The following is a 25,034-nucleotide window of genomic DNA, read 5'->3' as shown; positions in this document are numbered from 1 at the left end:
GTCATGATTGAGCGTAAGCGTTATGTAACGATGAAGGGCCATCGTGGTGGCCTCGCCGTCTATGTAAATGAAAGGTGCAGTGTGGATGAATTTCTTGACGATTTAGAATTGACGCTTGCCGACAAATCCGTCGAGAACGGACGCGCCGTTCCGATTACTTTCTTCTTCGGTCGCCGTTACGTCGACGAAGGCGTTGTGACGGCTGTCGAATCCATCGTTGCGCGTCATGATTCATTTTCGTTTAATGGGTACGACAGCGAGTGTCTGACGAAGGATGAAGCAAAAGCTCTTTACGGGGACCGAACGTTTCATTACTTTGGCGGCACGGCCCGCAGTGGGCATGTCGTAGATGTTGAAGGATCGATCGTCGTCATTGGCGACATCAATCCGGGAGCCGTCGTTCACGCAACCGGCAGTATTTATTGTCTGGGGGCGTTACGGGGAACGGTTCATGCAGGAAAAGGCGGGAACGAGCAGGCTGTCATTGCGGCAAGTATCCTGCAACCGAAATGGATTTCGATTTCCGACTTCGTACATGAAGATCCGGATGATGCGCCGATCAAGGCGTTAGAAATGGGTTGTGCTTTTGTAGGGGAAACAGGAGTCGAATTTTCTCGTCTTCAAACCGTTCCGCTTGCGCGGATGGATCAATTTGCGATTGATAGTGAAAGAGGGTGACAGATATGGAACAAGTGAAAGAACAGGTACATAAAGATGCGAAAACGCATGTGGGACGTGCCATCGTCGTCACATCTGGTAAAGGTGGAGTCGGTAAGACGACGACAACTGCAAACATCGGGACAGCACTTGCGCTGATGGGGAATTCGGTTTGTCTCGTCGATACAGATATCGGTCTTCGGAATCTGGATATCGTACTTGGCCTCGACAACCGGAGTATCTATAATATCGTTGACGTCGTGACCGGACAATGTAAACTGCATCAAGCCCTCGTCCGTGATAAACGTTTTGAAGAGATGTATCTGTTACCTGCTGCTCAGTCTAAGGATAAATCATCCGTCACACCGGAACAGGTAAAAGGCATCATTGACTCATTAAAATTAGAGTATGACTTTGTTTTGATTGACTGCCCGGCAGGAATCGAGCAAGGATTCATGAATGCGATTGCCGGTGCAGACGAAGCCATTATTGTCACGACACCGGAAAAAGCTGCGGTTCAGGATGCAGACCGGATCATCGGGATGCTGGAGCGTTCGGAGCGTCAAATCGTGCCGAAGCTCGTCGTTAACCGTGTCCGCTCGCATATGATGGCGGCTGGAGATATGCTCGATATCGACGAAATCATGCGTATCTTGTCGATCGATCTGCTTGGTTTGATCGTCGATGACGAAGAAGTCATCGCGGCGTCTCACCGGGGCGTACCGGTAACGATGAATCCGGATAACCGGGCTGGTCTCGGCTACCGGAACATCACACGACGGATTCTCGGCGAATCGGTTCCGTTACTCGACATCATGGAACAGCCGCAAAAAGGATTTTTCGTGAAACTGAAAAAAATGCTTGGCATGAAATAAGATGGGGAAAAATAGACTAGAAGGGTTTTATGCTTCTAGTCTATTTTTCATGGAGGAATGAAGATGAAATGGATTAGTGAACAGACTCCGTCCCTGGAACGGGTAGCGTTGGTCGAAGGGGGGCGGGTCGTTGAATACCACGAACGGATGCGGGATGAACTTCGGGTCGGTACCTTGTTGCATGCGAAAGTTGACCGCCTGCACCCGACGCTTGAAGCGGCATTTTTGATTGCGACGGACGGGACGCCGCTTTATTTACCGATCAATGAAACGCTGGAGACGTTACGCCGTTATCCGGAAGTTCCGACGATCGGGCAAGCTGTTCAAGTCGGTCAGACCGTACTCGTACAGGTCGTAAAAGAAGGGGCAGCCCCGAAACAGCATAAAGTGACACAAAACATCACGTATGGCGGACGATTCCTCGTCTATTTCCCGTACGGACGCCGTGTGCGTTTCAGCCGGAAGCTGGATTTGGTCGTCCAACAGCAACTGGCTAAAGTGATTCCGGTGGCGGAAGAGGAAGGGATTTTATACCGGACAGAAGCGGCGCAAGCCGAAGTCGAGGTATTGATGGCGGAATTGAAGCAACTTCGTGCACGTCATCAACATATGTTACAGCAGACGACACTTGAACAGGATGAGCCGTTGATCATTCAAGAGGCGAAGCGGTTGAGTCATGTCACAGAGGCACTCGTCACGAACAGAATGGAGAAAGAGCGCCTGGAGCAGATGGGGTTTCAGGTCGAACGTCCCGTCATCAAAGGCCGCCTGCCGATTATGGAACAGGTGGACCGGACGATTGAGAAGGCGCTGGACCGGGTCGTGTGGCTCGACGGCGGGGCTTACCTGCTGATTGAAGAAGTCGAAACGATGACCGTGATTGATGTCAACAGCGGCAAGACGGTTTCCGTCAAGGAACAAAAACGGACGTTTGATCAAATCAATGAAGCAGCAGCGGTTGAAATCATGCGTCAGCTCCGTCTGCGAAATATCAGCGGGATGATTGCCGTCGATTTTTTGAGGGGATCCAGTAAAGGACAGACACGGGTGACACAACTGTTGAAGGAACGGGCAGCGCACGAATCGAAACAGATCGAAGTATACGGTTTTACGAAAATGGGTTTATGTGAACTGACACGTCAGCGACATGGGAAGTCCTTGTTCGAGCGGTCACGGGATCATGGTCAGTTGTCCCGGGTCGCCATCCACCGTCAACTCGAGCCACGGTTGATGGAACTCGCGATACACGCGGAAGCAGCGGTCGTTCGCGCTCCGCTCGCTCTGCTCAGTCCGTTGCTTCTCGCCGAAATTCCTCTTGAATTACTTCTGATAGAAGGTGAACCGGGCATTCTGTTTACCGGTACGAAAGCCGACTGTGACGATTTTGTCAAAAGACATTGAGAATCCGGCAGAACGTTATTGACAATAGTCAACTTCATTTGGTATTCTGAATAACGTTAGTTCGTTTGGAAGCACCCAAATGACTACAACCGCACAGACCGGGTCTTTAAAGCATCCGCTGCCCGTGATGGCGAGTCTGAGTTCCTAAGAGGAGGTGCACGTAATGTACGCAATTATTAAAACTGGTGGTAAACAAGTTAAAGTCGAAGCTGGCCAAGAGATCTACGTTGAGAAATTAAACGCAGACGTCGACAGCACAGTAGAATTCGGCGAAGTCTTGATCCTTGGTGGTGACGATGTTAAAGTCGGCGCTCCACTCGTAGAAGGTGCGAAGGTCGTAGCAACGGTCATCAAACACGCTCGCGCGAAAAAGATCACAGTCTTCAAAATGAAAGCTAAAAAGAACTACCGTCGTAAGCAAGGTCACCGTCAACCTTACACGAAGGTCCGCATCGAGAAAATCGAAGCGTAAGCCATGATACGTGTCAAGATTCGACGAGATGAAGCGGAGTTAATCCGTTCCATCGAAGTGACAGGACATGCCGAGTTCGCTGAGCCTGGTTTGGATTTAGTCTGTGCCGGCACATCAAGTGTGATCTTCGGGGCATACAATGCCATCGAATCACTGCTCGGGCAGGTCCTGCTCCTTGAAATGGCAGAACAACAAGAAGGTGGCTACTTTTATGTAGAACCGTATGCTGACTTAGCACCGGATGTCAGTGAACGCACCCAATTGTTACTGGAAGCGATGTTGGTCCAGCTTGGAACTATCGCTGAAAGTTACGGTGAGTTTATCCAACTTGAACAAATATAGGAGGTGGATTCCACATGTTGAAACTTAATCTTCAGTTCTTCGCATCGAAAAAAGGGGTAGGTTCGACAAAGAACGGTCGTGACTCGCAATCGAAACGCCTTGGGGCGAAACGTGCAGACGGTCAAACTGTTTCTGCTGGTTCAATCCTCTACCGCCAACGCGGTACGAAGATTCACCCAGGTATGAACGTCGGACGTGGTGGCGATGATACACTTTTCGCAACTGCAACTGGTGTCGTTCGTTTCGAACGTCTCGGACGCGACAAAAAACAAGTCAGCGTTTACCCAGCATAAGTGATCGATGAAGCAGACTCTAGCCACTCTCAGGGGTTAGGGTCTGTTTTTTTTAGGAGGGAACGGACTGATGAAGGATGAGCAGGTACTGGATCTTTTGAAGTCACTTCGTCACGAATGGTTGAATCGATTACAACTTGTTCGTTCATATAGCGCGATGGGTGACGAGGCGGCTGTTGAATCGATTTGTTCCATGTATCGGGAACAAGCGTCACGAGAAGGACGACTTTCCCTGATCGGACTACCGAAAACGGCACTCGCACTGCAACGAGCAGATTGGACAGGCCTAACTGTCGAATATGATGTAATCGAAACACCAAAGCAGATCGAGGATGCACGTGTAGCGTCTATTCTTGAAGCTGCGCTTGACATGATAGAAGTGGGGAATGGAGAAGTATCCGTGACCTTCCATGAGGGCGTGACCATCGAGATCTATCGGGATCTACTAGATATGTCGCGCCTTAAAGATCTAGTGACGCCGATGGAGATCGAGTCACAGACGGAGTATGAGTGTGTGATTGAAATCGAAAGTCTTCCTGCAGAGGAAGAAAAGTAATAGGAGGAATCTGACATGTTTGTCGATCAGGTAAATATTTATGTAAAAGCAGGAGATGGAGGACGCGGGCAAGTGGCGTTCCGTCGCGAGAAATATGTTCCAGACGGCGGTCCAGCCGGAGGAGATGGTGGACATGGTGCTCACGTCGTTCTCGAAGTGGATGAAGGACTCCGGACGTTGATGGACTTCCGTTACAAACGTCACTTTAAAGCCGTTCAAGGTGAAAACGGAATGTCGAAAGGGATGCACGGACGTAAAGCCGAGCACCTCGTCGTCAAAGTTCCACCCGGCACTGTCGTCTATGATGATGACACGGATGCAGTCATCGCTGACCTTGTCCATCACGGACAACAGGCAATCGTTGCTAAAGGTGGACGCGGCGGACGCGGGAACTCACGTTTCGCAACACCGGCAAACCCAGCTCCGGAACACGCGGAGAATGGTGAACCGGGTGAAGAGAAGTACTTGAAACTCGAATTGAAAATGCTCGCAGATGTCGGACTCGTCGGCTTCCCGAGTGTCGGGAAATCAACGATGCTGTCAATCGTCTCAGCAGCGCGTCCGAAAATTGGGGCGTATCACTTCACGACGATTACACCGAACATCGGTGTCGTCGAAACGGAAGACAGCCGCAGCTTCGTCATGGCCGATTTACCGGGTCTGATTGAAGGCGCAAGCGAAGGTGTGGGTCTTGGTCACCAGTTCCTCCGTCACGTCGAGCGGACAAAAGTCATTGTTCATGTCATCGATATGAGTGGTATGGAAGGACGCGATCCGATTGAAGATTACAATATCATCAATAAAGAGCTTGCGGACTACAACCTTCGTCTGACAGAACGACCACAAGTCGTTGTCGCAAACAAAATGGATATGCCGGATGCGGAAGCGAATCTCGAAGCGTTCAAAGAAGCGTTCCCGGGTCTTGAAGTGTTTGCCATCTCGGCAGCAACACGTCAAGGATTACGTGACCTCTTATTCCGTATTGCTGATCTTGTTGACGCGACGCCTGAATTCGGTCTCGAAGAACTGGAAGAAAAAACAGCGACACCACGTGTCGTTTACGGATATGAAGCACCGGAAGCCGGATTTACGGTTTCGAAAGATGAAGATGATTGCTTCGTCATCAAAGGGCCACGGATCGAGAAGCTGTTCACGATGACAAACTTCATGCGTGAAGAGTCAATCAAACGCTTTGCCCGGACGTTGCGTCAAATGGGTGTCGACGAAGAACTTCGTAAGATGGGTGCGATTGACGGCGACGTCGTTCGAATCCGCGACTTCGAATTCGAATTCATCGAGTCTTCGTTCTAAGAAAAAACAAGTTCATTTGAGAAATGGAGTGTGAGAGCATCGTGGACCCACTTCCCGCGATTCAGATCATCTGGTTTTTCGTCTTGCTTGTCGTCTCGGCATTTTTCTCATCGTCCGAAACCGCGTTGTCGAGCGCGAATCGGTTACGGATTTTGCATCAGTCGGAAGAAGGAAGCCGCCGTGCGACCCAGGCACTCCGTCTGTTGCAACGGTATGAGGAAACGCTGACAGCCATCTTAATCGGGAACACCCTGTCCAATTTGGGTGTAGCGATGATTGGTGGATGGTTGACGATGACGGTATCAACGGATCTATTGGTTCGAATCAGTATTGTCTTCCTGACGTTTCTGCTCATTTTGTTATTTGGGGAGCTTATTCCTAAATCCTATGCGCGGGAACATGCGGAAACCTATGTGTTTTGGATTAGTGGTCCGCTGCATGTCTGTCTACTTCTGTTTAAGCCGGCCATCTTCTTGTTTCTGAAATTGCGACAGGTTGCGTTACTGCTGATCGGGGCTGATCCGAAAGGACCGCTCGTCACCGAACAGGAATTACGGGCTCTGGTCGATATCAGTGAAGAAGAGGGTGTCATGGACGAAGCAGGGGCGGAAATCGTGCACCGGGCGGTTGACTTCAAGAATGTCACGGTCGAAGAGGCACTGACACCGCGAACGAATATTCAAGCGATTGACATTGATGCCGGTTTTGATGAAATTTTACGTGAAGTGCAAAAAGGCGGATTCTCGCGATTGCCGGTCTATAAAGATTCGATTGATCATATCATCGGCGTTTTATCAGAACGTGACTTTTTACGGGAATTCGTCAAGCACGGACGTGTCGAGATTCGTGAATTGATTCGTCCGGTCTCATTTGTTGTTCCGCAAACCCATATCATCGATTTGTTGCCGGAACTAAAAGTCAAACAGTCACATATGGCTGTTGTACTGGATGAGTTTGGCGGTACAGCCGGTTTGATTACACTCGAGGACATTCTCGAGGAACTGGTCGGAGAGATTTGGGATGAACATGATGAGTCACTCGAATATACGAAACAAGTCAGTCCTAACCGCTATGAATGTCTGGCGGAGTACGACATTGAAGATTTCTGTCATCAATTTGACTTGGCGATGCCGGAAACAGAAGCCCAGTCACTTGGAGGATGGATCATGGAAGATGTCGGTCATATTCCGGAAGTGGGGACTCAGATGGTGTATGGACCGGTGACCTTAACCGTCCTGCATGTCGAAAACCGGCGTGTTCAAACCGTCTCAGCTGTTTTCTCGCAAAATGAATCATCAGAAGGGACGGATGATCCAACCGTCTGATCCCAATCACAAAAAAGGTCCATTCCGTTTAACGGGATGGACCTTTTTTGTGATGACAAGATCTACAGATCAAGAAGTATACAAAATTAGACATCGAGCTCTGAAACAAGAATCCCTAACCGGTCAAGGGCGTCGATTGCGGCTTGTAAAGCTTCTTCGTTATCGGCTTCGAGCGTATGAATATGAACGCCGTCCGTCAAAGTAGATAAAGGCGTTGCCTGCGTTTCTTCAAGTTGTTCAATCAATGCTCGGACATCCCGGCGGCTTTTCAGCATCAATTCCCCGGTCAAAAATCCATAGACGGGATGCTCAACGATGACATCGCGGATGATGACACCTTCGTCAACGACGGCATCACACTCCGCCTTCAATTGATCAAGACCATGCCGACAGACGACTTTTTTGATATGGCGGGATCCGTCAAGCTCGGGGTGATTTAATAAATATCCCCGGGCCGTCGCGACGACAGGATGTCCCTTTGCTTTTAGTAATGATAAGTCCTGTACGATGACTTGGCGGCTGACACCTGCCTGTTTCGCTAACTTCGTACCTGTAACGGGCCGATCGCTTTGCTGAATCATCTCTAGTAACTCTTGCCGGCGTTCTTCTCCGGACTGTCTTCTTCCCATGACCATTCCTACCTTTCTAGTTCATCTGATTCCTCCAAAGAACAAAGGACATCGATACATCGCTCTACTTCCTCGGCTGTCGTCATCCGACCGAAACTGAGTCGAATCAATCCGTGAGCCGCTGCTTCATCAAAACCAATCGCACGTAAAGTCGAGTTGGGTCCATTCTCACCTGCACGACAAGCACTTCCCGCCGAGACGGCAATTCCGGCACGATTTAGGGCGAGGAGGACGAATTGACCATCCCGTTGTTTCGTATGAATGGCACAAATCGAATTGAGTTGTTGAGGTGATTCAATGATTTGGTAATAAGCAGCTGGAAGTCTTTTTTTTAGCATACCACGAAATCTTTTGCTCGATGCCTGGATCTGCTGATTTTCCTCAAGATAACGATGACACGCCATCAGGAAAGCAGCGATGCCGGGGACGTCGACAGTTCCGGGACGAATTCCGAACTCATGGTGCGCCTCATAATAGGGGCTGAACAGGGGACGTCGCAAATAGACGGCTCCGAGTCCTTTCGGTCCATAGACCTTGTGGCTGCTGATGGTATAGGCCTCGACGTCCGTTAAATCAACCGGATCTTTCAAAAAACCTTGAATCCCGTCGCAGTGAAACAAAATGCCTTTTTTTCGGCAAAAGGCAGCGATGTCAGAAACCGGAAAGATAAAACCTGTTTCTGAATTGACGTGTTGGATTGAAACGACGCCGATTTCTTCCGTACACGCTTTTTCGAACAACGCCCAATCGAATTCGCCAGTCGTTTGTAAATCGATTGCCTGCCAGTCATGCTGCCACCGTTTCAAGGGTAACAAGACAGAATCGTGTTCCGATTTAAGTGTCAAGACAGTTGTCTTATTGGTTTGACGGAGGAGATGACTTAAAGCGATGTAGTTGGCTTCAGATCCGCTCCCCGTAAAGACAATTGTTCCTTCGGTCACACCAAGCCATTCCATTAATTTATTCCGTGCCTGCTCTAACAATCGGAGGGCGGTATCTCCCGTGTCATGAAGCGACGAACTGTTGCCATATGCATGTTCTGCCGTGTATCGATACTGTTCAAGGGCGTCCGGGTGCATGGGGGTCGTTGCCGCGTGATCTAAATAAATCATTCATTATCGTATCCTTTCGTCTTGTCACTCAGCTAAAAATATGCCAAACTTATTGTCTAGTCAATAGTAAATATTTAAGTATAGAGGTGTTTATCATATGTCTTTACATAATGTAGAGGAAGTTGATGTCTTAATCATCGGCACAGGATTAGCAGCCGTTTCAGCTGCCCTGCATCTCCCGTCTCACTTGAAGGTTATCCTTGTCTCAAAAGGGACGAAGGCGGAAACGAATTCGATGCGGGCACAAGGCGGGATTGCGTCGGCATATCTGGAGGAGAACCATTTCAGTCATCAAGTTGACACGGAGCAGGCCGCGAAGGGACGGACAGATGAAACGATGATTTCATTTATCACCGCGACCGGCAGGCAGGTCATTCAAGAACTTGAAGCATTTGGTGTCGTGTTTGACCGTGAAGTGACGGGCGAATATGCCTTAGGTCAGGAAGGGGCGCACTCAAGACCCCGTATTTTTCACATTGGAGGAGACCGGACAGGTGAACGAATGATGACACAACTGCTTCAGCAATTGGATCATCCTGTCATCGAGGATACCGTCATTACGGAATTGTTGATGAACAGACAACAGGTCGTCGGCGCACGCGGGTATCGCGGTCAAACGCCGGTCGTCTTTTCTGCTCGGGCTGTCATCCTGGCGACAGGCGGAATCGGCGGCTTGTTCACGGCTTCGACGAACGAACCGGACCTGACGGGTGACGGTCTGGCACTCGCAGCGCAGGTCGGAGCACGTCTATCCGATTTAGGGTACATCCAGCATCATCCGACCGTGCTTCTTCACGACGGTGTCAGTCAAGGCTTGATTACGGAGGCATTACGCGGAGCGGGTGCGTATTTGATGACAACAGACGGTCGCCGTGTGATGGCGGATCATCCGCAAGGAGACTTGGCCGCCCGGGATGAAGTCGCAAGGCGCATCACGACAGTACGCGAACAAGAACCGGTTTATCTCAATACGACGTCTGTCGAACAATTGCACCGACGCTTTCCGACGTTTGTTAAGAAATGTGAAACGTTGAACATATCACCTGGTATCGTTGAAGTGATGACCGGTGTTCACTTTTTAATGGGCGGGATTAAAACAGACCGTCTCGGGCGGACGACCGTTCCGGGACTGTATGCAGTTGGTGAGACGGCATCAACAGGATTGCATGGAAAAAATCGATTGGCCTCAAACTCGCTGCTCGAATGTTTCGTAATGGGCAAGGAATTGGCATTACGGCTTCAGTTGCCGACACGCCAGCCGTTACCGGACATAGAGATCGTACAGGAGAGAGAGCCGGAACCACTCGATTCCTCCTGGGCAGAAGCGTTAAGCGTTCAGCTCGATGAACGCCTGCTTAAACAAACGCTGGAAACCTTCCAACATCAACCGGATGAACAAGGATCCGGACGGGACGCTGAACTGAGGCGTCTGCATCGGATGACGGCAAAGCTGTTACTTGAAGGAGCAATTCAACGATTAAAAGGAGAACAACCACATGAACAGATGGTACCTACGACGACAACTTGAAGATTTTTTAGTGGAGGATATCGGTCATCAGGACGTGACGAGTGAAGTATGTCTGATTGGCGATGAACAAGGAACCGGTCAATTCATGGCGAAAGAGTCCGGTATTTTTTGCGGTGAAGCTGTATTGGGCGAATTAGCCCGACTGCTCGAAGTCGAACACGAAACGATCGTCCGGGACGGACAACCGATTTCCCGAGGACAAGTGGTCGCGAAATGGTCCGGTCGCCTGCAGGCGATTCTGACGGGAGAGCGGGTCGCTTTAAATCTCATACAACGAACGTCGGGAATCGCGACCTTGACGCACCAGGCAGTAAATCTTGTCGGTGGGAAAGTCCGGATTGCCGATACACGGAAAACAACACCGGGTCTCCGGATGCTTGAAAAACATGCAGTTCGGATCGGGGGCGGATTTAATCACCGCGGTCGACTCGATGATGCCGTCATGATCAAAGATAATCACATCACCGTCGCCGGTTCAATTACAGCTGCCGTCAGTCGGGCGAAGGCACAAGTCGGTCACACGACACCGATTGAGGTGGAGGTCGAGACAAGTGAAGAGGTCAAGGAAGCAGTCGCAGCCGGTGTCGATATCATCATGCTCGACAACCGGACACCGGAAGAGATCAAGTTGTTCCGGTCATGGATTCCGCGAACGATTACGGTCGAAGTATCAGGCGGAATCACACTGGATACGTTACCGGCATATGGTGAGTGCGGAGCGGATTATATCTCAATTGGTGCATTGACCCATTCGGCACCGGCGTTAGACATCAGTATGAAAATTGCGGGAGGAAAAAAAGATGAGTCTTAATTTATTTACAGAGCAAGGGATTCCGAGAACATACTTAAAAAAAACAGATGCAGAATTAGTGGCAATCATCGAAGGGGTCAAACTGCGGATGGGATCAAGACTATTTTTACCCGCGCATCATTATCAAAAAGATGAGGTCGTTCAGTTTGCGGATGCAACAGGAGATTCACTCCAACTCGCGCAAGTGGCGAAACAGATGACGGATGCCGACTATACAGTTTTTTGCGGTGTTCATTTCATGGCAGAGACGGCGGATATGCTGACGGATCAACAGCATACGGTCGTCTTGCCGGATATGCGGGCCGGCTGTTCAATGGCTGATATGGCGAACGGCTTTCAGACGGAACGGGCATATGGCGTGTTGACGAACCGGTTGGGGCGATCGATTCTCCCGTTGACGTATGTCAATTCAACAGCTGAAATCAAAGCGTTTGTCGGTCGTCACGGCGGAGCAACCGTTACTTCCTCGAATGCAGTTCGAATGGTCGAGTGGGCACTTGCTGAACGCGACATCCTCTTCTTCCTGCCCGATCAACATCTCGGACGGAATACGGCGCATGCCTTGGGAATTCCGCTCGAACAGATGGCTGTCTGGGATCCGATTGCCGATCAGTTGGTGTTTGACGGAGCGGATGAGGACATCCGGGTCGTACTGTGGAAGGGACATTGTTCTGTTCATGAGAAGTTCACGGTCGAACAGATTGAGCAGTTCCGTAAAGCAGATCCCGAACGGAAAATTCTTGTTCACCCGGAATGTTCCTTTGAAGTCGTCGCAGCGTCAGATTTGAATGGTTCGACAGCGTATATCATTGATCAAATCAGACAGGCGGAACCGGGAACGAAGTGGGCCATCGGGACAGAAATGAACTTAGTCCAACGGCTGGCAAAAGATTATCCGGAACTCGACATCGTGTCCTTAAATCCATTCATGTGTCCGTGTCTGACGATGAACCGGATTGATTTACCGCACCTCGCCTGGTCACTCGAACAAATTGAATCCGGTCAGCCGGTCAATGTCATCACCGTCGATCCGGAAACGACACGCTATGCAGTCCTCGCACTCGAACGGATGCTGGAACGCTCGTAACAGTACGAAAAGTAAAGCGGACTCGAACAATTCACGCACTACGAAACAGGGCAACGGAATGCGACATCCGTTGCTCTGTTTCATTTTTTTGAGAGAAGTAGAATACGCAAATTTCCATCGTGACAGTCTCAGTTATGGAGAATTACGTTTTGAAGAGCCTCCTCGTTATATGCTACAATAACACGAGAGTTTGTTAATGGATGGGAGCGTTCAAAAGTGATAGAATTCGTACGCGGCGAAGTCGCTTATGTCTGTGCGGAATTCGTGACGATCGAGGTCGGGGGGATTGGCTACAAAATCGTAGCACCGAACCCGTTTTTTTATCGGACCGGAGACGAACAGGTTATCGTATATACGTATCATTATGTCAGAGAAGACCAGGAAGTCTTGTTCGGATTCCGTTCAAGACGTGAACGGGCGCTGTTTACGAAATTGCTTGGCGTAACAGGGATTGGTCCTAAAGGATCACTTGCCATCGTGGCGTCAGGAGATGTCGATGCGCTTGTTGAAGCAATCGAGCAGGAGAAGGAAAGTTATTTGATTAAGTTCCCGGGTGTCGGTAAAAAGACAGCGAAGCAGATGACGCTTGATTTAAAAGGGAAACTGGCTGAGCTCGCACCGGACTATATTCCAAGTGAAGGATTATTTGCCCAGGGAAATGCGGAATTGAATGAAGCATGTGAAGCCTTGACGGCACTCGGATACAGTGAACGGGAAGTCGAGAAAGTCAAAAAAGCACTTCAAGGTGAAGTGTTGTCGACGGACCAATATGTGAAGCGGGCGTTGCAGTTGTTATTGAATGTGAGGTGAGAACGTGGAAGAACGGATTTTGTCAGAATCCGCACATGCGGAAGATCAGGAAGAGTGGAGTTTGCGTCCTCAGACACTGGATCAGTACATTGGTCAGGAAAAGGCGAAAGGCAATCTGAGTGTCTTTATCCAAGCGGCAAAAATCCGTCAGGAAACACTGGATCACGTGCTTTTATACGGTCCTCCCGGTCTTGGGAAGACGACACTTGCGACAATCATTGCCAACGAGATGGGCGTCGGCATCAAGACGACAGCCGGCCCGGCGATTGAACGGCCGGGGGATCTCGCGGCAATTTTGTCTTCGCTCGAACCGGGAGACGTCTTGTTTATTGACGAAATTCACCGGTTGAGCCGGTCGATTGAGGAGATTCTTTATCCGGCTATGGAAGACTATTGTCTTGATATCGTCATCGGTCAAGGGGAGTTGGCACGCAGCGTACGGATTGATTTGCCACCGTTTACGCTAGTCGGAGCAACGACACGGGCAGGCATGTTGTCGGCTCCACTTCGTGACCGCTTTGGTGTGACGCTGAAACTGGAGTACTATACGATGCCGGAACTGTCGGCGATTGTCACACGGACATCCCGTCTGTTTGGGTTTGAAGCAGACCGGATGGCAGCAGAAGCCATTGCGCTTCGTTCCCGCGGGACACCACGGGTTGCCAACCGGTTGTTACGACGTGTCCGTGATTTTGCGCAAGTCGCGCATCAGACCGCAATCGACGCGACACTTGCGACGAGTGCACTCGATCGTTTGCATGTCGATGCGCTTGGACTGGATGATGTTGATCACCGTCTGTTACGTTCGCTTGCCGAACGGTTTGCCGGAGGACCGGTTGGTCTTGAGACGATTGCAGCGACGATCGGCGAAGATGCGCAGACAATTGAAGACGTCTACGAACCTTATTTACTACAACAAGGATTTTTACAACGGACACCACGCGGTCGTGTCTTGACGCCGTTTGCGCGGCAACATTTAGGATTGAAAGAAGGAAACTAAAGATGGATGTAAATTTATTTGATTTTCATTTACCGGAAGAACAGATTGCCCAAGTGCCATTGCTCGATCGGACAAGTTCAAAGTTGATGGTCGTCAATCGGGAAACAGGCGCCCTTCGTCATGAAAAATTTCATGATATCGTCTCGTATTTTAACGCAGGAGATACGCTCGTCATCAATGATACGAAGGTCTTACCGGCCCGACTGTTTGGTGTCAAAGAAGAGACCGGCGGCAAAATTGAACTGTTATTGCTCAAGCAGACGAGCGAAGATGTCTGGGAGACGCTCGCAAAACCCGCGAAACGCGTTAAACCGGGAACTGTCCTGTCATTTGGTGACGGATTGCTCCGGGCGGAATGTGTCGAAGCACTCGACGATGGCGGGCGAATCCTGAAGTTCTCGTACACCGGCATTTTTTATGAAGTACTCGATCAGCTCGGGACGATGCCTTTGCCACCTTATATCCATGAGCAACTCGAAGATCAGGACCGTTACCAGACGGTCTACGCCCGGGAACGGGGGAGTGCGGCAGCCCCGACGGCAGGTCTGCATTTTACACCGGAACTGTTGCAGGCACTGACTGATAAAGGCGTTCAGCTTGCACCGTTAACATTACACGTCGGACTCGGGACATTCCGTCCGGTCTCCGTCGATGACGTGGACAGTCACAAAATGCACAGTGAATACTACGAATTACCGGAGTCCTCTGCGAAGATTTTACGGGAGACCCGTAAAAACGGCGGACGGATCATTGCCGTCGGAACAACTTCGACCCGGACACTTGAAACCGTCATCCGGGATCACGGGGATTTCGTCGAAGCATCCGGTTGGACGGATATCTTTATCTATCCGGGGCAGGAAATCAAAGGAATCGACGGCTTGATCACGAACTTCCACTTACCGAAGTCGACTTTGATCATGCTCGTATCCGCTCTATCGACCCGTGAACACATATTACATGCCTATGAAGAAGCTGTTGCGCAAAATTACCGATTCTTTAGTTTCGGAGACGCAATGTTCTTAACGAGAGAGGAATTAAACCGATGACAAAACATGCAGTAACGTACGAACATATCAAGACTTGTAAACAATCTGGTGCGCGGTTAGGAATCGTCCATACGCCGCACGGCAGCTTCGAGACACCTGTTTTCATGCCGGTCGGTACACAAGCGACAGTCAAGACGATGGCGCCGGAACAGATTAAAGACATGAATGCGAACATCATTTTGTCCAATACCTATCACCTGTGGGTCCGTCCGGGCCATGATGTCATTAAAGAAGCCGGCGGCCTGCATAAATTCATGAATTGGGACGGCGCCATCTTAACCGATTCCGGTGGATTCCAAGTCTTTTCTCTCGCTGATTTACGTAACATCACAGAGGAAGGTGTCCATTTCCGGAACCACTTGAATGGAGATAAACTGTTCCTGTCACCGGAAAAAGCAATGGAAATCCAAAATGCCCTCGGTTCTGACATCATGATGGCGTTTGACGAGTGCCCACCGTTCCCGGCTTCTCATGAATACATGAAAGCTTCTGTCGAGCGGACAAGCCGCTGGGCGGAACGTTGCCTTGAAGCACACGAACGGCCGCAGGATCAAGCATTGTTCGGTATCATTCAAGGCGGCGAGTATGAAGACTTACGCCGTCAAAGTGCCCGTGATCTTGCATCACTTGATTTCCCGGGTTATGCGGTCGGTGGTCTTTCAGTCGGAGAACCAAAAGACGTCATGTACCGCGCTCTTGATTTTACGACACCACTCATGCCAGAAGACAAGCCGCGTTACTTAATGGGCGTCGGTTCACCGGATGCCTTGATCGAAGGTGCCATTCGCGGTATCGACATGTTTGACTGTGTCTTGCCGACTCGAATTGCACGCAACGGTACGTTAATGACATCAAGCGGACGTCTTGTCGTCCGGAATGCGAAATATGCCCGTGACTTCCGTCCACTCGATGAGAAATGTGATTGCTATGCGTGTAAGAATTACTCACGTGCTTATATCCATCACTTGATCCGGGCACAGGAAACATTTGGTCTTCACCTCTGTTCGACACACAATCTTCACTTCCTCGTCAAGTTGATGGAAGGCGTCCGTCAAGCGATTCGCGAAGACCGTCTGCTTGATTTCAAAGACGAATTCTTTGAAGAATACGGTTATAATTTACCGAACGCAAAGAATTTCTGATAAATGGTCTGACAATTCCATTCTTTTTACGGTATAATGAACGTGATTTGAATGAAAAGGAGCTGACTCAGATGCAACAACTATTGACTTTCCTCCCGATGATCTTGATCTTCGTGGTGTTTTATTTCTTGTTGATTCGTCCACAGAACAAACGCCAGAAGCAAGTGCGTGAGATGCAAACCCAATTATCACGCGGTGACTCGATCGTAACGATCGGTGGCCTTCATGGGGTCGTACAAAAAGTAGATGAGACAACCGTCACATTGAAGTCGGGTAACGCGCAATTGACGTTTAACCGTAGTGCGGTCGCAGAAGTTACGAAAAAAACTACGACTGTCATGGACGACGAAATCGTCGAATAAGGCTCGAAAAAGACGCTTTCCGAATTCGGAAGCGTCTTTTCTGTTTATATATGAGAAAAACGATTGCTAAGATTACCAATTCTTATGTAAGCTAGGATAGGATAAGAAAGTTGTCTGAAAATATACAGGGATTGAGAGAAAGGACAATGTAGCATGATTAAGAAGGGAAAACTGGCCACGTTCTTCATTATCGTCGCCGCGCTGCTCGTTTTGATTGGCACGACATCGAATTGGCTCTTAAAAGACACCAAACTCGGTCTGGACTTAAAAGGCGGATTTGAAGTCTTGTATGAAGTACAACCACTAAAAGAAGGCGATGTCATCGATTCCAATGCGATGAGCGCGACGCTGACGGCAATCGAAAACCGGGTTAACGTACTGGGTGTTTCGGAACCGGACATCCGGATTGAAGGAGACAACAGGATTCGTGTCCAGCTAGCCGGTGTCAAAAATCAAAGTGAAGCCCGTCAGATTTTATCCTCGACTGCCGAACTGTCATTCCGGGACATCAACGACAAAGTGTTACTTGATGGATCAGACTTAAAGGCAAAAGGAGCGAAAGTCGGATACGATCCGCAAACAAACGCACCGCTCGTCGAACTGACAATGAAGTCGAAAGAAAAATTTTATGAAGTGACACAACAAGTGTCTAAAATGCAACCTCCTGCAAATCGTCTTGTCATCTGGCTCGACTATGAAAAAGGGGATACGTACGAAAAAGAGATTCAAAAAGAAAATTCAAAAATCGTCTCCGATGCTTCGGTCCAACAGCCGATCAACTCAGATAAAGCCATCATCTCTGGTGGTGACATTACAGCAGAATACGGAAAACAACTATCGTCAATCCTGAATGCCGGAGCACTACCCGTCAAACTGGATGAAATCTATTCGACGTCTGTCTCGGCCGCGTTTGGTCAAGATGCCCTCGATCAGACATTGTTTGCGTCAATGATCGGTGTTGCAGCCGTCTTCCTCTTCATGTTGCTGTTCTACCGGGTATCTGGTTTAGTGTCGATCATTACATTGTTGTTCTATATCTATCTCGTCATGATTTTCTTTAACGGGATCAATGCAGTCTTGACATTGCCGGGTATCGCTGCGCTCGTACTGGGTGTCGGGATGGCAGTTGATGCGAACATCATCACGGCAGAACGGATCAAAGATGAACTCCGAAGCGGGAAATCCGTCTTGTCCGCCTTTAAAGCCGGTAACCGCCGCTCATTTGGTACGATTCTTGATGCCAACTTGACGACGTTGATTTCAGCAGGCGTGTTGTATTACTTCGGAACAAGTACCGTCAAAGGATTTGCCATCATGCTGATGGTCTCGATTGCCGTTACGTTCATCACGAATGTTTTCATCTCACGTTACTTGATGCAACTTCTCGTCAGCAGCCGCTGGTTTGATAAGAAAAAAACCTGGTTTGGCGTAAAGGAGGATGAAATTCGTGAACTTTAATCCAACGAAATTTGATTATGTGAAGCATCGGAAAGTTTACTTTGCAATCACGATTGCGCTTGTAGTCATTTCGATTCTACTGTTGGCCTTCCGCGGCTTGAACCTCGGAATCGACTTTACAGAAGGAACACGCGTTGAAATTTCTTCAACGAACACGATCAAAGAAGCAGAGGTTCGTTCCGTCATTGAAGAGGCCGGAATTGATGCCGCTGAAATCAATGGTGTGCAATTCGCGCAAGGCGGAAAGCTCGCGAACGTGACGTTCGTCGGAGAATTCGATCAGGAGCAAATCTCGAAAATGAAACAAACGATTGAAGCAAAATATAAAAAAGAACCAAGCATCTCGACAGTGTCGGCACAAGTCGGTCAGGAAATCGCCCGTAACGCGATTTATGCCGTCTTGCTGGCTTCACTCGGAATCGTTATTTACGTCTCGTTCCGTTTCCAACCGCTATACGGGATTGCGACTGTCCTTGCTTTGCTCCATGATGCGTTGATGATCATTGCCTTCTTCTCGTTGTTCCAGATTGAAGTTAATCTGTACTTCATCGCAGCGATTTTGACGATCATCGGTTATTCGGTCAATGATACGATTGTTACCTTTGACCGGGTCCGGGAAAACTTGGGTCTTGCTGAAAAAGGTGGCCGTCAAGTGACGTTCAGTGAATTGTCGCATATCGTCAATGAATCGATTCAACAGACAATCATTCGTTCAATCAACACGGTCGTCACAGTCATCATGACGGCAGCGGCACTCTACATCTTCGGTAGTGAAGCGATCCGTGGATTCAGTCTTGCCTTACTCGTTGGTCTGATCATGGGCATGTATTCTTCGATCTTCATCGCAGCCCAACTGTGGCTCGTCATGAAAGGTCGGACGCTGAAATCAACAAAACAAGCCTCATAACCTGACCCGTGTTAGCTATCGCTAACGCGGGTTTTGTTCTATAATGATGAAGTTGATTGGAGGGATTAGATGTATCATTCAAAGAAAACATGGATCGATAAGCAAGTCGAGTCCGTTAAAATAGACGAACTGGCTGGCCAGGTGAACGTTTCCCATCAAGTCGCACACTTGCTCGTGCAACGTGGCTTTGAGACAGCGGATCAAGCTAAAGCGTTTTTGGAAACCGATCAAATGGCGTTTCATGATCCGTTCCTGTTCCAGGACATGAACAAAGTAGTCGCCCGGATCCAGCAAGCGGCTGATGAAGGTGAGATGATTTTGATTTACGGAGACTATGATGTCGACGGCGTCAGTTCCGCTGCGATTTTATGGCATGCGTTGATTGAAATCGGTGCGATGGCGGAATGCTACATTCCGAATCGGTTTACAGAAGGTTACGGACCGAACGAGGCAGCGTTCCGCTGGGCGGCAGAAGAAGGATTCGGTCTCGTCATCACGGTCGACTGCGGAATTTCCGGTATCGAGGAAGCCGCCGTCTTAAAAGAACTCGGCGTTGATTTAATCATTACCGATCACCATGAAGCAAAAGACGTCTTGCCGGACGCTTTCGCCATGATTCATCCGGGTGTTGATTCCAATTACCCGTATTCGAAGCTTGCCGGTGCCGGTGTTGCCTTTAAGGTCGCCCATGCGTTACTGGGACGTGTGCCGGAAGAATTGCTTGATTTGGCTGTACTCGGAACGATTGCCGACTTAGTGCCGCTCGTCGGTGAAAACCGGTTGCTTGCAGCGAAAGGGATTGAAGCGTTAAATGCCAGTGAACGACCGGGTATTTTAGCGTTACGGAAAGTCTGCAGTCTCGTCGAAGACGAGTTGACGGAAGAGTCGGTCGGGTTTGCCTTTGGTCCCCGGATCAATGCAGCCGGTCGACTCGACTCGGCGATGCCGGCGCTTGAGATGTTACTCGCGGAAACAATAGAAGAAGCCAGCCTGCTTGCAGAACAACTCGACCAACAAAATAAACAACGGCAGGATATCGTCAAAAAGATTGCCGAAGAAGCGACCGACCTCGTGGAACAGCATTATCTGGCAGACCGTGTCTTAGTCGTCGATTCGGATCAATGGAATCCGGGTGTCGTCGGAATCGTAGCGTCCCGGCTTGTTGAAAAGTATCATCGACCTGTGATTCTTTTGTGTCATGATGCAGAAAAAGGGACGGCAAAAGGTTCTGGCCGTTCGATTGCCGCATTTGATCTCTTTGCCGAGTTGAATCAGTCGGCTGATATCTTACCGCACTTCGGAGGACATCCGGCTGCTGCCGGAATGACATTGTCATCAGAAAACGTCAGTGTTTTACGGGAACGATTGAATGCCCAAGCGGCAAGTTTGCCGGAAGAAGCGTTCATCGCGACGACAGAAATTGATTTACGCCTGAATGTTTCGGATGTCTCCATCGGCTTGATTGAAGAGATGGGACGACTCGCACCGTTCGGTATGGGGAATCCGTCACCGCGTGTCGTCGTGGAAGGTGCCAGCATCCGAGACTTAAAACGGATTGGCCGTGATTTGACCCACCTGAAGGTTCTCGTGACCGACGGAAAGACCGAACTGGATGGAATCGGATTCGGTTTTGGTGACGCCGTCGACGAAGTGTCATCACTCGCAGAAGTGTCGTTAATGGGGAGTCTGAATATCAATGAATGGAACGGTTTCCGTAAACCGCAACTGATGATTCAGGATTTAGCAGTCGTCGATTACCAACTATTTGATTACCGTGGTGGCAAGAAACCGTTGACGGATGTGTTTGAACTTCCGCATGATACGACGACGTTTGTCGCCTTCTCGGAAGAAACACAAACCAAATATGCCGAGCGTACGCTAAATGGATCTGCTAAGGCAAACGTCGTCTTTTTGGATCTGCCGGAAGAAGAGTCGGCCTTCTTGCCTTATTTGAACGAAGCCGAACGGATTTACTGTGCGTTTAAAGACGAAGGATACTATTTCGAGACGATTCCATCCCGGGAAGAATTTAAGCATTACTTTAATTACTTTGCGAAATGCCCCCGTGATGAGCTCCGAATTGGACTTGTTCGTTTGTCGAAATCGCGAAAATGGTCGAAACGTTCGATTAACTTTATGCATTCAGTGTTTTCGGAACTTGATTTTCTTGTTACAATGGAGGACGGGCTGCCGGGTGTGAACCCGAACGCTGAAAAACGAGACTTGACGGAAGCTGCGACGTACAAGCGTCATGAGGAACGTCAACGTCTTGAGCAACAATACATTTATTCGTCACTCGCTCAGTTGAAAGAGCGTTTTGATACTTTGGTAGAAGGGCGAAGCAGGAGGAAATGACATGGAGTTCAAACAGCATATAAAAGAGGTCGAAAACTGGCCGAAAGAAGGAATCAGTTTCAAAGATATCACATCCCTGATGCAAAACGGTCCTGCTTACAAGCAGTCGGTCGATGCCTTGATCGATTATGCCCGTAAACAAGGAGCGGACGTCATCGCTGGACCGGAAGCACGCGGATTTGTTGTCGGCTGCCCGGCAGCATACGCGATGGAAATCGGATTTGTACCTGTCCGTAAAGAAGGGAAATTACCACGTGAGACGGTCCGTGTCGAGTATGGTCTTGAGTACGGAAAAGATGTCTTGACGATGCATCACGATGCGATTCAACCAGGACAACGCGTCGTCATCCTGGATGACCTACTGGCAACAGGCGGAACAATCGAAGCGACAATCAAAATGATCGAGCAACTTGGTGGAACGGTTGCCGGAATCGGATTCTTGATCGAGCTCGACGGTTTAGGTGGACGTGAAAAATTAGAAGGATACGATATTCTTTCCTTAATTCGTTACGCAGATTAATGAATCGCAAGTACCTTCCCGACAGTGGTCGGGGGGGTATTTCTTTTTATTTTGACATATTATCAAAATTTCACGATAATAGAGGATATATATTAGGGATTCAGCGTAATCAATCCCGGGGACTGGGTGAGGATAAGGGATGACAAATAAACAAATCGTAAATGTAGAAGACCTTCTCGCTCGATGTGCGGAGTACATGACAGAGGCAGAAGTTAAAGATATCGAACGCGCCTATCAATTCGCAAAAGACGAGCATGACGGACAATTTCGTCGATCGGGTGAACCTTACATCATTCACCCCGTTCAAGTAGCGGGGATACTAGTGGATATCGGTTTGGATGCGACAACGATTGTTGCCGCGCTTCTTCATGATGTCGTCGAGGACACCGATATTACGCTGGAACAACTGACGGAACGATTTGGAGCAGATGTTACGATGCTCGTCGATGGTGTGACGAAGCTTGGTAAAATCAAATACAAGTCGAAACGGGAAGAACTGGCCGAGAATCATCGGAAGATGTTCATCGCGATGGCCGAGGACATTCGGGTCATCTTGATCAAGCTGGCCGACCGTTTGCACAATATGCGGACTTTGCAACACATGGTCAAAGAGAAGCAAGTACAAAAAGCGGAAGAGACACTTGAAATCTTTGCCCCGCTTGCTCATCGTCTCGGGATTTCGACGATCAAATGGGAACTGGAAGACATCAGTCTGCGTTATATCAACCCGCAACAGTACTACCGGATCGTCTCGATGATGAAACAAAAGCGGACCGAACGGGAAGCACTCGTCACGTCTGTCATCGATGAAGTCAATGAGGTCCTGGAAGAAGTTGAGATTGCAGCTGAGGTCGATGGTCGTCCAAAACATATTTATTCCATCTATAACAAGATGCAAAACTCGAAAAAAGAGTTCAGTGAGATTTATGACTTGATGGCGGTCCGAATCATCGTCGATTCGATCAAGGATTGTTATGCGGTGCTCGGAATTATTCATACGCAATATAAACCGATGCCCGGTCGCTTCAAGGATTATATTGCGATGCCAAAACCGAATATGTACCAGTCGTTGCATACAACGGTCATCGGGCCGAAGGGTGAACCGCTTGAAGTGCAAATTCGGACACGCGATATGCATTTCATCGCCGAGTACGGAATTGCCGCTCACTGGGCGTATAAAGAAGGAAAAGAGCAGGAAGCCAAATCAGGTTTTGAAGATAAAATTGCTCATTTCCGTGAAATCTTGGAACTCCAAAAAGATACGGCGGACGCGGAAGAATTCATGGAATCAGTCAAAGTCGATTTCTTCAGTGATATGTTATACGTCTTTACGCCAAAAGGAGACGTCATCGAGCTGCCGAAAGGTTCGGTCCCGATTGATTACGCGTACCGGATTCATACAGAAATCGGTCACCGGACAATCGGTGCCAAAGTCAACGGACGGATGGTGCCGATTGACTATAAATTGAAGACCGGTGACATCATTGAAATCGTCACATCCAAACACAGTTATGGTCCAAGCAAAGACTGGCTGAAAATTTGTGTGTCGAGTCAGGCGAAAAATAAAATCCGTCAATGGTTCAAACGCCAGCAACGGGAAGAAAATGTCTCAAAGGGCCGCGAATTAATTGAGGCGGAAGTGAAGAAACTCGGTTTCGAGCCAAAAGACGTCATCAATGAAAAGACGCTCGAAGACGTGACACGGAAGTTTAACTTCGGTCAGGAAGAAGATATGTATGCGGCAGTCGGCTATCATGGACTGACCGCGGCTCAAGTCGCCCATAAATTGACGGAAAAATTGCGCAAAGACAAAGAATCGAAGAATATGGAATTAAACGAAGCCATCAGCGGGATGAAGACATTTGACCGGCCGCAGAAACAGAATCCGGAAGGGGTTCGCGTCAAAGGGATCGACAATATGTTAGTCCGCATGAGTCGTTGCTGTAATCCGGTTCCGGGTGACGACATCGTCGGCTATATCACCCGTGGCCGCGGGGTTTCGATTCACCGGTCCGATTGTCTGAACGTCATTCATGAACAGAATCCGGAACGGTTGCTTGAAGTCGAATGGGAACACGAAGGAAAAACAGTCAAGAGTTATAACGTCGAAATCGAAATCTCCGGTTTTGACCGGGCAGGTCTGTTAAATGACGTTCTCCAATCGGTATCCGCGATGAATACGAATATCGTAGCCGTCAGCGGGAAGGGAAACGACAGCAAACAGGCGAAGATTTCAATGACGATTGCAATCGACAACGTCAACCATTTGCAAAAGGTCGTTGATCGGATTAAACAAATATCAGACGTCTATGCGGTGCATCGCGTCATGATGACATAAGGAGCGGATAGAAATGCGAGTCGTATTACAACGGGTCAAAGAAGCAAGTGTGACGGTCGAAGGGGCAGTTACCGGTCAAATCGATCAAGGATTTCTTTTACTCGTCGGGATCACGCATGACGATACGCTAGAGCAAGTCAACTGGTTGGCGGACAAAATTGCCGGTTTACGGGTGTTCGAGGATGAAGAAGAGCGGATGAACCGTTCGTTGCAGGATGTCGAAGGTAAAATCTTATCGGTGTCCCAGTTCACCTTATACGGAGACATCAAAAAAGGCCGTCGTCCTGCCTTTACGGAAGCGGCAAAACCGGATCTTGCGAACGAGTTGTATGAAGCGTTTAACGCGCGTTTACGTCAGCAGGGAATTGTTGTTGAAACGGGACAGTTCGGAGCGATGATGGACGTCGCACTCGTCAATGACGGACCGGTCACGCTGATTTTAGAAAAGTGACCAAAGTCTTGACAGGATCTTTTGAACGAGGCAATATAAAGGATAACAGAACGAATTAAGAACCGATGACGAAGAAGAGTAATTTAGATCTCGGCTGCATAGAGAGTCGCCCCCCGGCTGAAAGGGTGATCAGACGAACTAGATGAAAGACCCTTTTGAGGTATTTTCCTGAAACGAACAGAGTAGGGAAAATCGTAGGCAGGCGTTAACTGCACCGAGTGGCTGAGAATTTTCAGCAACCAGGGT

23 protein-coding genes, 1 pseudogene and 2 other annotated features (1 of these 26 running past the window's edge) are annotated in these 25,034 nt (G+C 49.0%); of the genes and pseudogenes, 22 read left to right on the top strand and 2 right to left on the bottom strand.

Annotated features, from left to right (window positions below; translation table 11 throughout):
- Positions 1-3 precede the first annotated feature (3 nt).
- From KNP93_RS01835 to KNP93_RS01795, 9 genes are all read left to right on the top strand, one after another.
- Positions 4-678 carry a septum site-determining protein MinC gene (locus KNP93_RS01835; protein ID WP_131502727.1) on the top strand — a complete coding sequence of 225 codons (675 nt, stop codon included), beginning with the start codon at positions 4-6 and terminating at the stop codon, positions 676-678.
- Positions 679-728: 50 nt separating this feature from the next.
- Positions 729-1,532: a septum site-determining protein MinD gene (minD, locus tag KNP93_RS01830; RefSeq protein ID WP_188005451.1), complete on the top strand. Its 804-nt coding sequence runs from the start codon at positions 729-731 to the stop codon at positions 1,530-1,532.
- Between the two features lie 63 nt (positions 1,533-1,595).
- A complete protein-coding gene (locus tag KNP93_RS01825) occupies positions 1,596-2,933 on the top strand; it encodes a ribonuclease E/G (protein WP_214852824.1) in 1,338 nt (445 codons plus the stop codon).
- 77 nt (positions 2,934-3,010) lie between these two features.
- Positions 3,011-3,081 (top strand) — a sequence feature (ribosomal protein L21 leader region).
- A 15-nt stretch (positions 3,082-3,096) separates the two neighbouring features.
- Positions 3,097-3,405, top strand: a complete 309-nt coding sequence (rplU, locus tag KNP93_RS01820) for a 50S ribosomal protein L21 (RefSeq protein ID WP_012370978.1) — start codon at positions 3,097-3,099, stop codon at positions 3,403-3,405.
- Positions 3,406-3,408: 3 nt separating this feature from the next.
- Positions 3,409-3,747: a ribosomal-processing cysteine protease Prp gene (locus tag KNP93_RS01815; protein ID WP_026827819.1), complete on the top strand. Its 339-nt coding sequence runs from the start codon at positions 3,409-3,411 to the stop codon at positions 3,745-3,747.
- Positions 3,748-3,761: 14 nt separating this feature from the next.
- A complete protein-coding gene (gene rpmA / locus KNP93_RS01810; RefSeq protein WP_012370976.1) occupies positions 3,762-4,040 on the top strand; it encodes a 50S ribosomal protein L27 in 279 nt (92 codons plus the stop codon).
- A 70-nt stretch (positions 4,041-4,110) separates the two neighbouring features.
- Positions 4,111-4,596 carry a Spo0B domain-containing protein gene (locus KNP93_RS01805; protein WP_131502725.1) on the top strand — a complete coding sequence of 162 codons (486 nt, stop codon included), beginning with the start codon at positions 4,111-4,113 and terminating at the stop codon, positions 4,594-4,596.
- 15 nt (positions 4,597-4,611) lie between these two features.
- Positions 4,612-5,907, top strand: a complete 1,296-nt coding sequence (gene obgE / locus KNP93_RS01800; protein ID WP_026827820.1) for a GTPase ObgE — start codon at positions 4,612-4,614, stop codon at positions 5,905-5,907.
- A gap of 41 nt (positions 5,908-5,948) precedes the next feature.
- Positions 5,949-7,232, top strand: coding sequence for a hemolysin family protein (locus KNP93_RS01795; RefSeq protein ID WP_131502724.1), 1,284 nt, complete (start codon positions 5,949-5,951; stop codon positions 7,230-7,232).
- 86 nt (positions 7,233-7,318) lie between these two features.
- On the opposite strand, the gene KNP93_RS01790 is transcribed toward KNP93_RS01795, so the two are convergent.
- Positions 7,319-7,861: a transcription repressor NadR gene (locus KNP93_RS01790; RefSeq protein ID WP_131972432.1), complete on the bottom strand. Its 543-nt coding sequence runs from the start codon at positions 7,859-7,861 to the stop codon at positions 7,319-7,321.
- Positions 7,862-7,869: 8 nt separating this feature from the next.
- Entirely contained in the window at positions 7,870-8,973 is a 1,104-nt protein-coding gene (locus KNP93_RS01785) for a cysteine desulfurase family protein (protein WP_131972433.1), read from the bottom strand.
- 97 nt (positions 8,974-9,070) lie between these two features.
- Between KNP93_RS01785 and KNP93_RS01780 the strand changes: the two genes are divergently transcribed.
- The 13 genes and pseudogenes from KNP93_RS01780 to dtd all read left to right on the top strand — a co-directional run bounded on the left by KNP93_RS01780 (position 9,071) and on the right by dtd (position 24,788).
- Entirely contained in the window at positions 9,071-10,501 is a 1,431-nt protein-coding gene (locus KNP93_RS01780) for an L-aspartate oxidase (protein WP_214852821.1), read from the top strand.
- Positions 10,470-11,312 (top strand): carboxylating nicotinate-nucleotide diphosphorylase, encoded by an 843-nt coding sequence (gene nadC, locus KNP93_RS01775; RefSeq protein WP_214852819.1) that lies wholly within the window; start codon positions 10,470-10,472, stop codon positions 11,310-11,312. Before KNP93_RS01780 ends, nadC begins: the two co-directional genes overlap by 32 nt.
- The gene (nadA, locus tag KNP93_RS01770) at positions 11,302-12,399 is read left to right on the top strand and encodes a quinolinate synthase NadA (RefSeq protein WP_131502719.1); all 1,098 of its coding nucleotides are present in this window, start codon (positions 11,302-11,304) and stop codon (positions 12,397-12,399) included. The genes nadC and nadA overlap by 11 nt, the downstream gene beginning before the upstream one ends.
- Positions 12,400-12,615: 216 nt before the next feature.
- The gene (gene ruvA / locus KNP93_RS01765) at positions 12,616-13,209 is read left to right on the top strand and encodes a Holliday junction branch migration protein RuvA (RefSeq protein WP_012370967.1); all 594 of its coding nucleotides are present in this window, start codon (positions 12,616-12,618) and stop codon (positions 13,207-13,209) included.
- Positions 13,210-13,213: 4 nt separating this feature from the next.
- Positions 13,214-14,209 carry a Holliday junction branch migration DNA helicase RuvB gene (gene ruvB, locus KNP93_RS01760; RefSeq protein WP_026832440.1) on the top strand — a complete coding sequence of 332 codons (996 nt, stop codon included), beginning with the start codon at positions 13,214-13,216 and terminating at the stop codon, positions 14,207-14,209.
- A gap of 2 nt (positions 14,210-14,211) precedes the next feature.
- A complete protein-coding gene (queA, locus tag KNP93_RS01755; RefSeq protein ID WP_114595335.1) occupies positions 14,212-15,255 on the top strand; it encodes a tRNA preQ1(34) S-adenosylmethionine ribosyltransferase-isomerase QueA in 1,044 nt (347 codons plus the stop codon).
- A complete protein-coding gene (gene tgt, locus KNP93_RS01750) occupies positions 15,252-16,397 on the top strand; it encodes a tRNA guanosine(34) transglycosylase Tgt (RefSeq protein WP_114595336.1) in 1,146 nt (381 codons plus the stop codon). The genes queA and tgt overlap by 4 nt, the downstream gene beginning before the upstream one ends.
- Before the next feature lie 71 nt (positions 16,398-16,468).
- Positions 16,469-16,759: a preprotein translocase subunit YajC gene (gene yajC / locus KNP93_RS01745; protein ID WP_012370963.1), complete on the top strand. Its 291-nt coding sequence runs from the start codon at positions 16,469-16,471 to the stop codon at positions 16,757-16,759.
- Between the two features lie 153 nt (positions 16,760-16,912).
- Positions 16,913-19,124, top strand: a pseudogene (secD, locus tag KNP93_RS15595) (protein translocase subunit SecD).
- 69 nt (positions 19,125-19,193) lie between these two features.
- Entirely contained in the window at positions 19,194-21,479 is a 2,286-nt protein-coding gene (gene recJ / locus KNP93_RS01730) for a single-stranded-DNA-specific exonuclease RecJ (RefSeq protein ID WP_214852817.1), read from the top strand.
- A 1-nt stretch (position 21,480) separates the two neighbouring features.
- Complete coding sequence (locus tag KNP93_RS01725; protein WP_012370959.1) at positions 21,481-21,999, top strand: adenine phosphoribosyltransferase; 519 nt, start codon at positions 21,481-21,483, stop codon at positions 21,997-21,999.
- A 139-nt stretch (positions 22,000-22,138) separates the two neighbouring features.
- Positions 22,139-24,337: a RelA/SpoT family protein gene (locus KNP93_RS01720; protein ID WP_114595340.1), complete on the top strand. Its 2,199-nt coding sequence runs from the start codon at positions 22,139-22,141 to the stop codon at positions 24,335-24,337.
- Positions 24,338-24,350: 13 nt separating this feature from the next.
- Positions 24,351-24,788, top strand: a complete 438-nt coding sequence (dtd, locus tag KNP93_RS01715) for a D-aminoacyl-tRNA deacylase (protein ID WP_188004553.1) — start codon at positions 24,351-24,353, stop codon at positions 24,786-24,788.
- A gap of 56 nt (positions 24,789-24,844) precedes the next feature.
- Positions 24,845-25,034, top strand: a binding site (T-box leader); it runs 34 nt beyond the window's last position.

Origin of the sequence: Exiguobacterium sp. s166 (assembly GCF_018618855.1) — a bacterium.
Classification (GTDB): domain Bacteria; phylum Bacillota; class Bacilli; order Exiguobacteriales; family Exiguobacteriaceae; genus Exiguobacterium_A.
The sequence above is the reverse complement of the archived record's forward strand: the minus strand, read 5'-3'. Positions and strand labels throughout refer to the sequence as shown.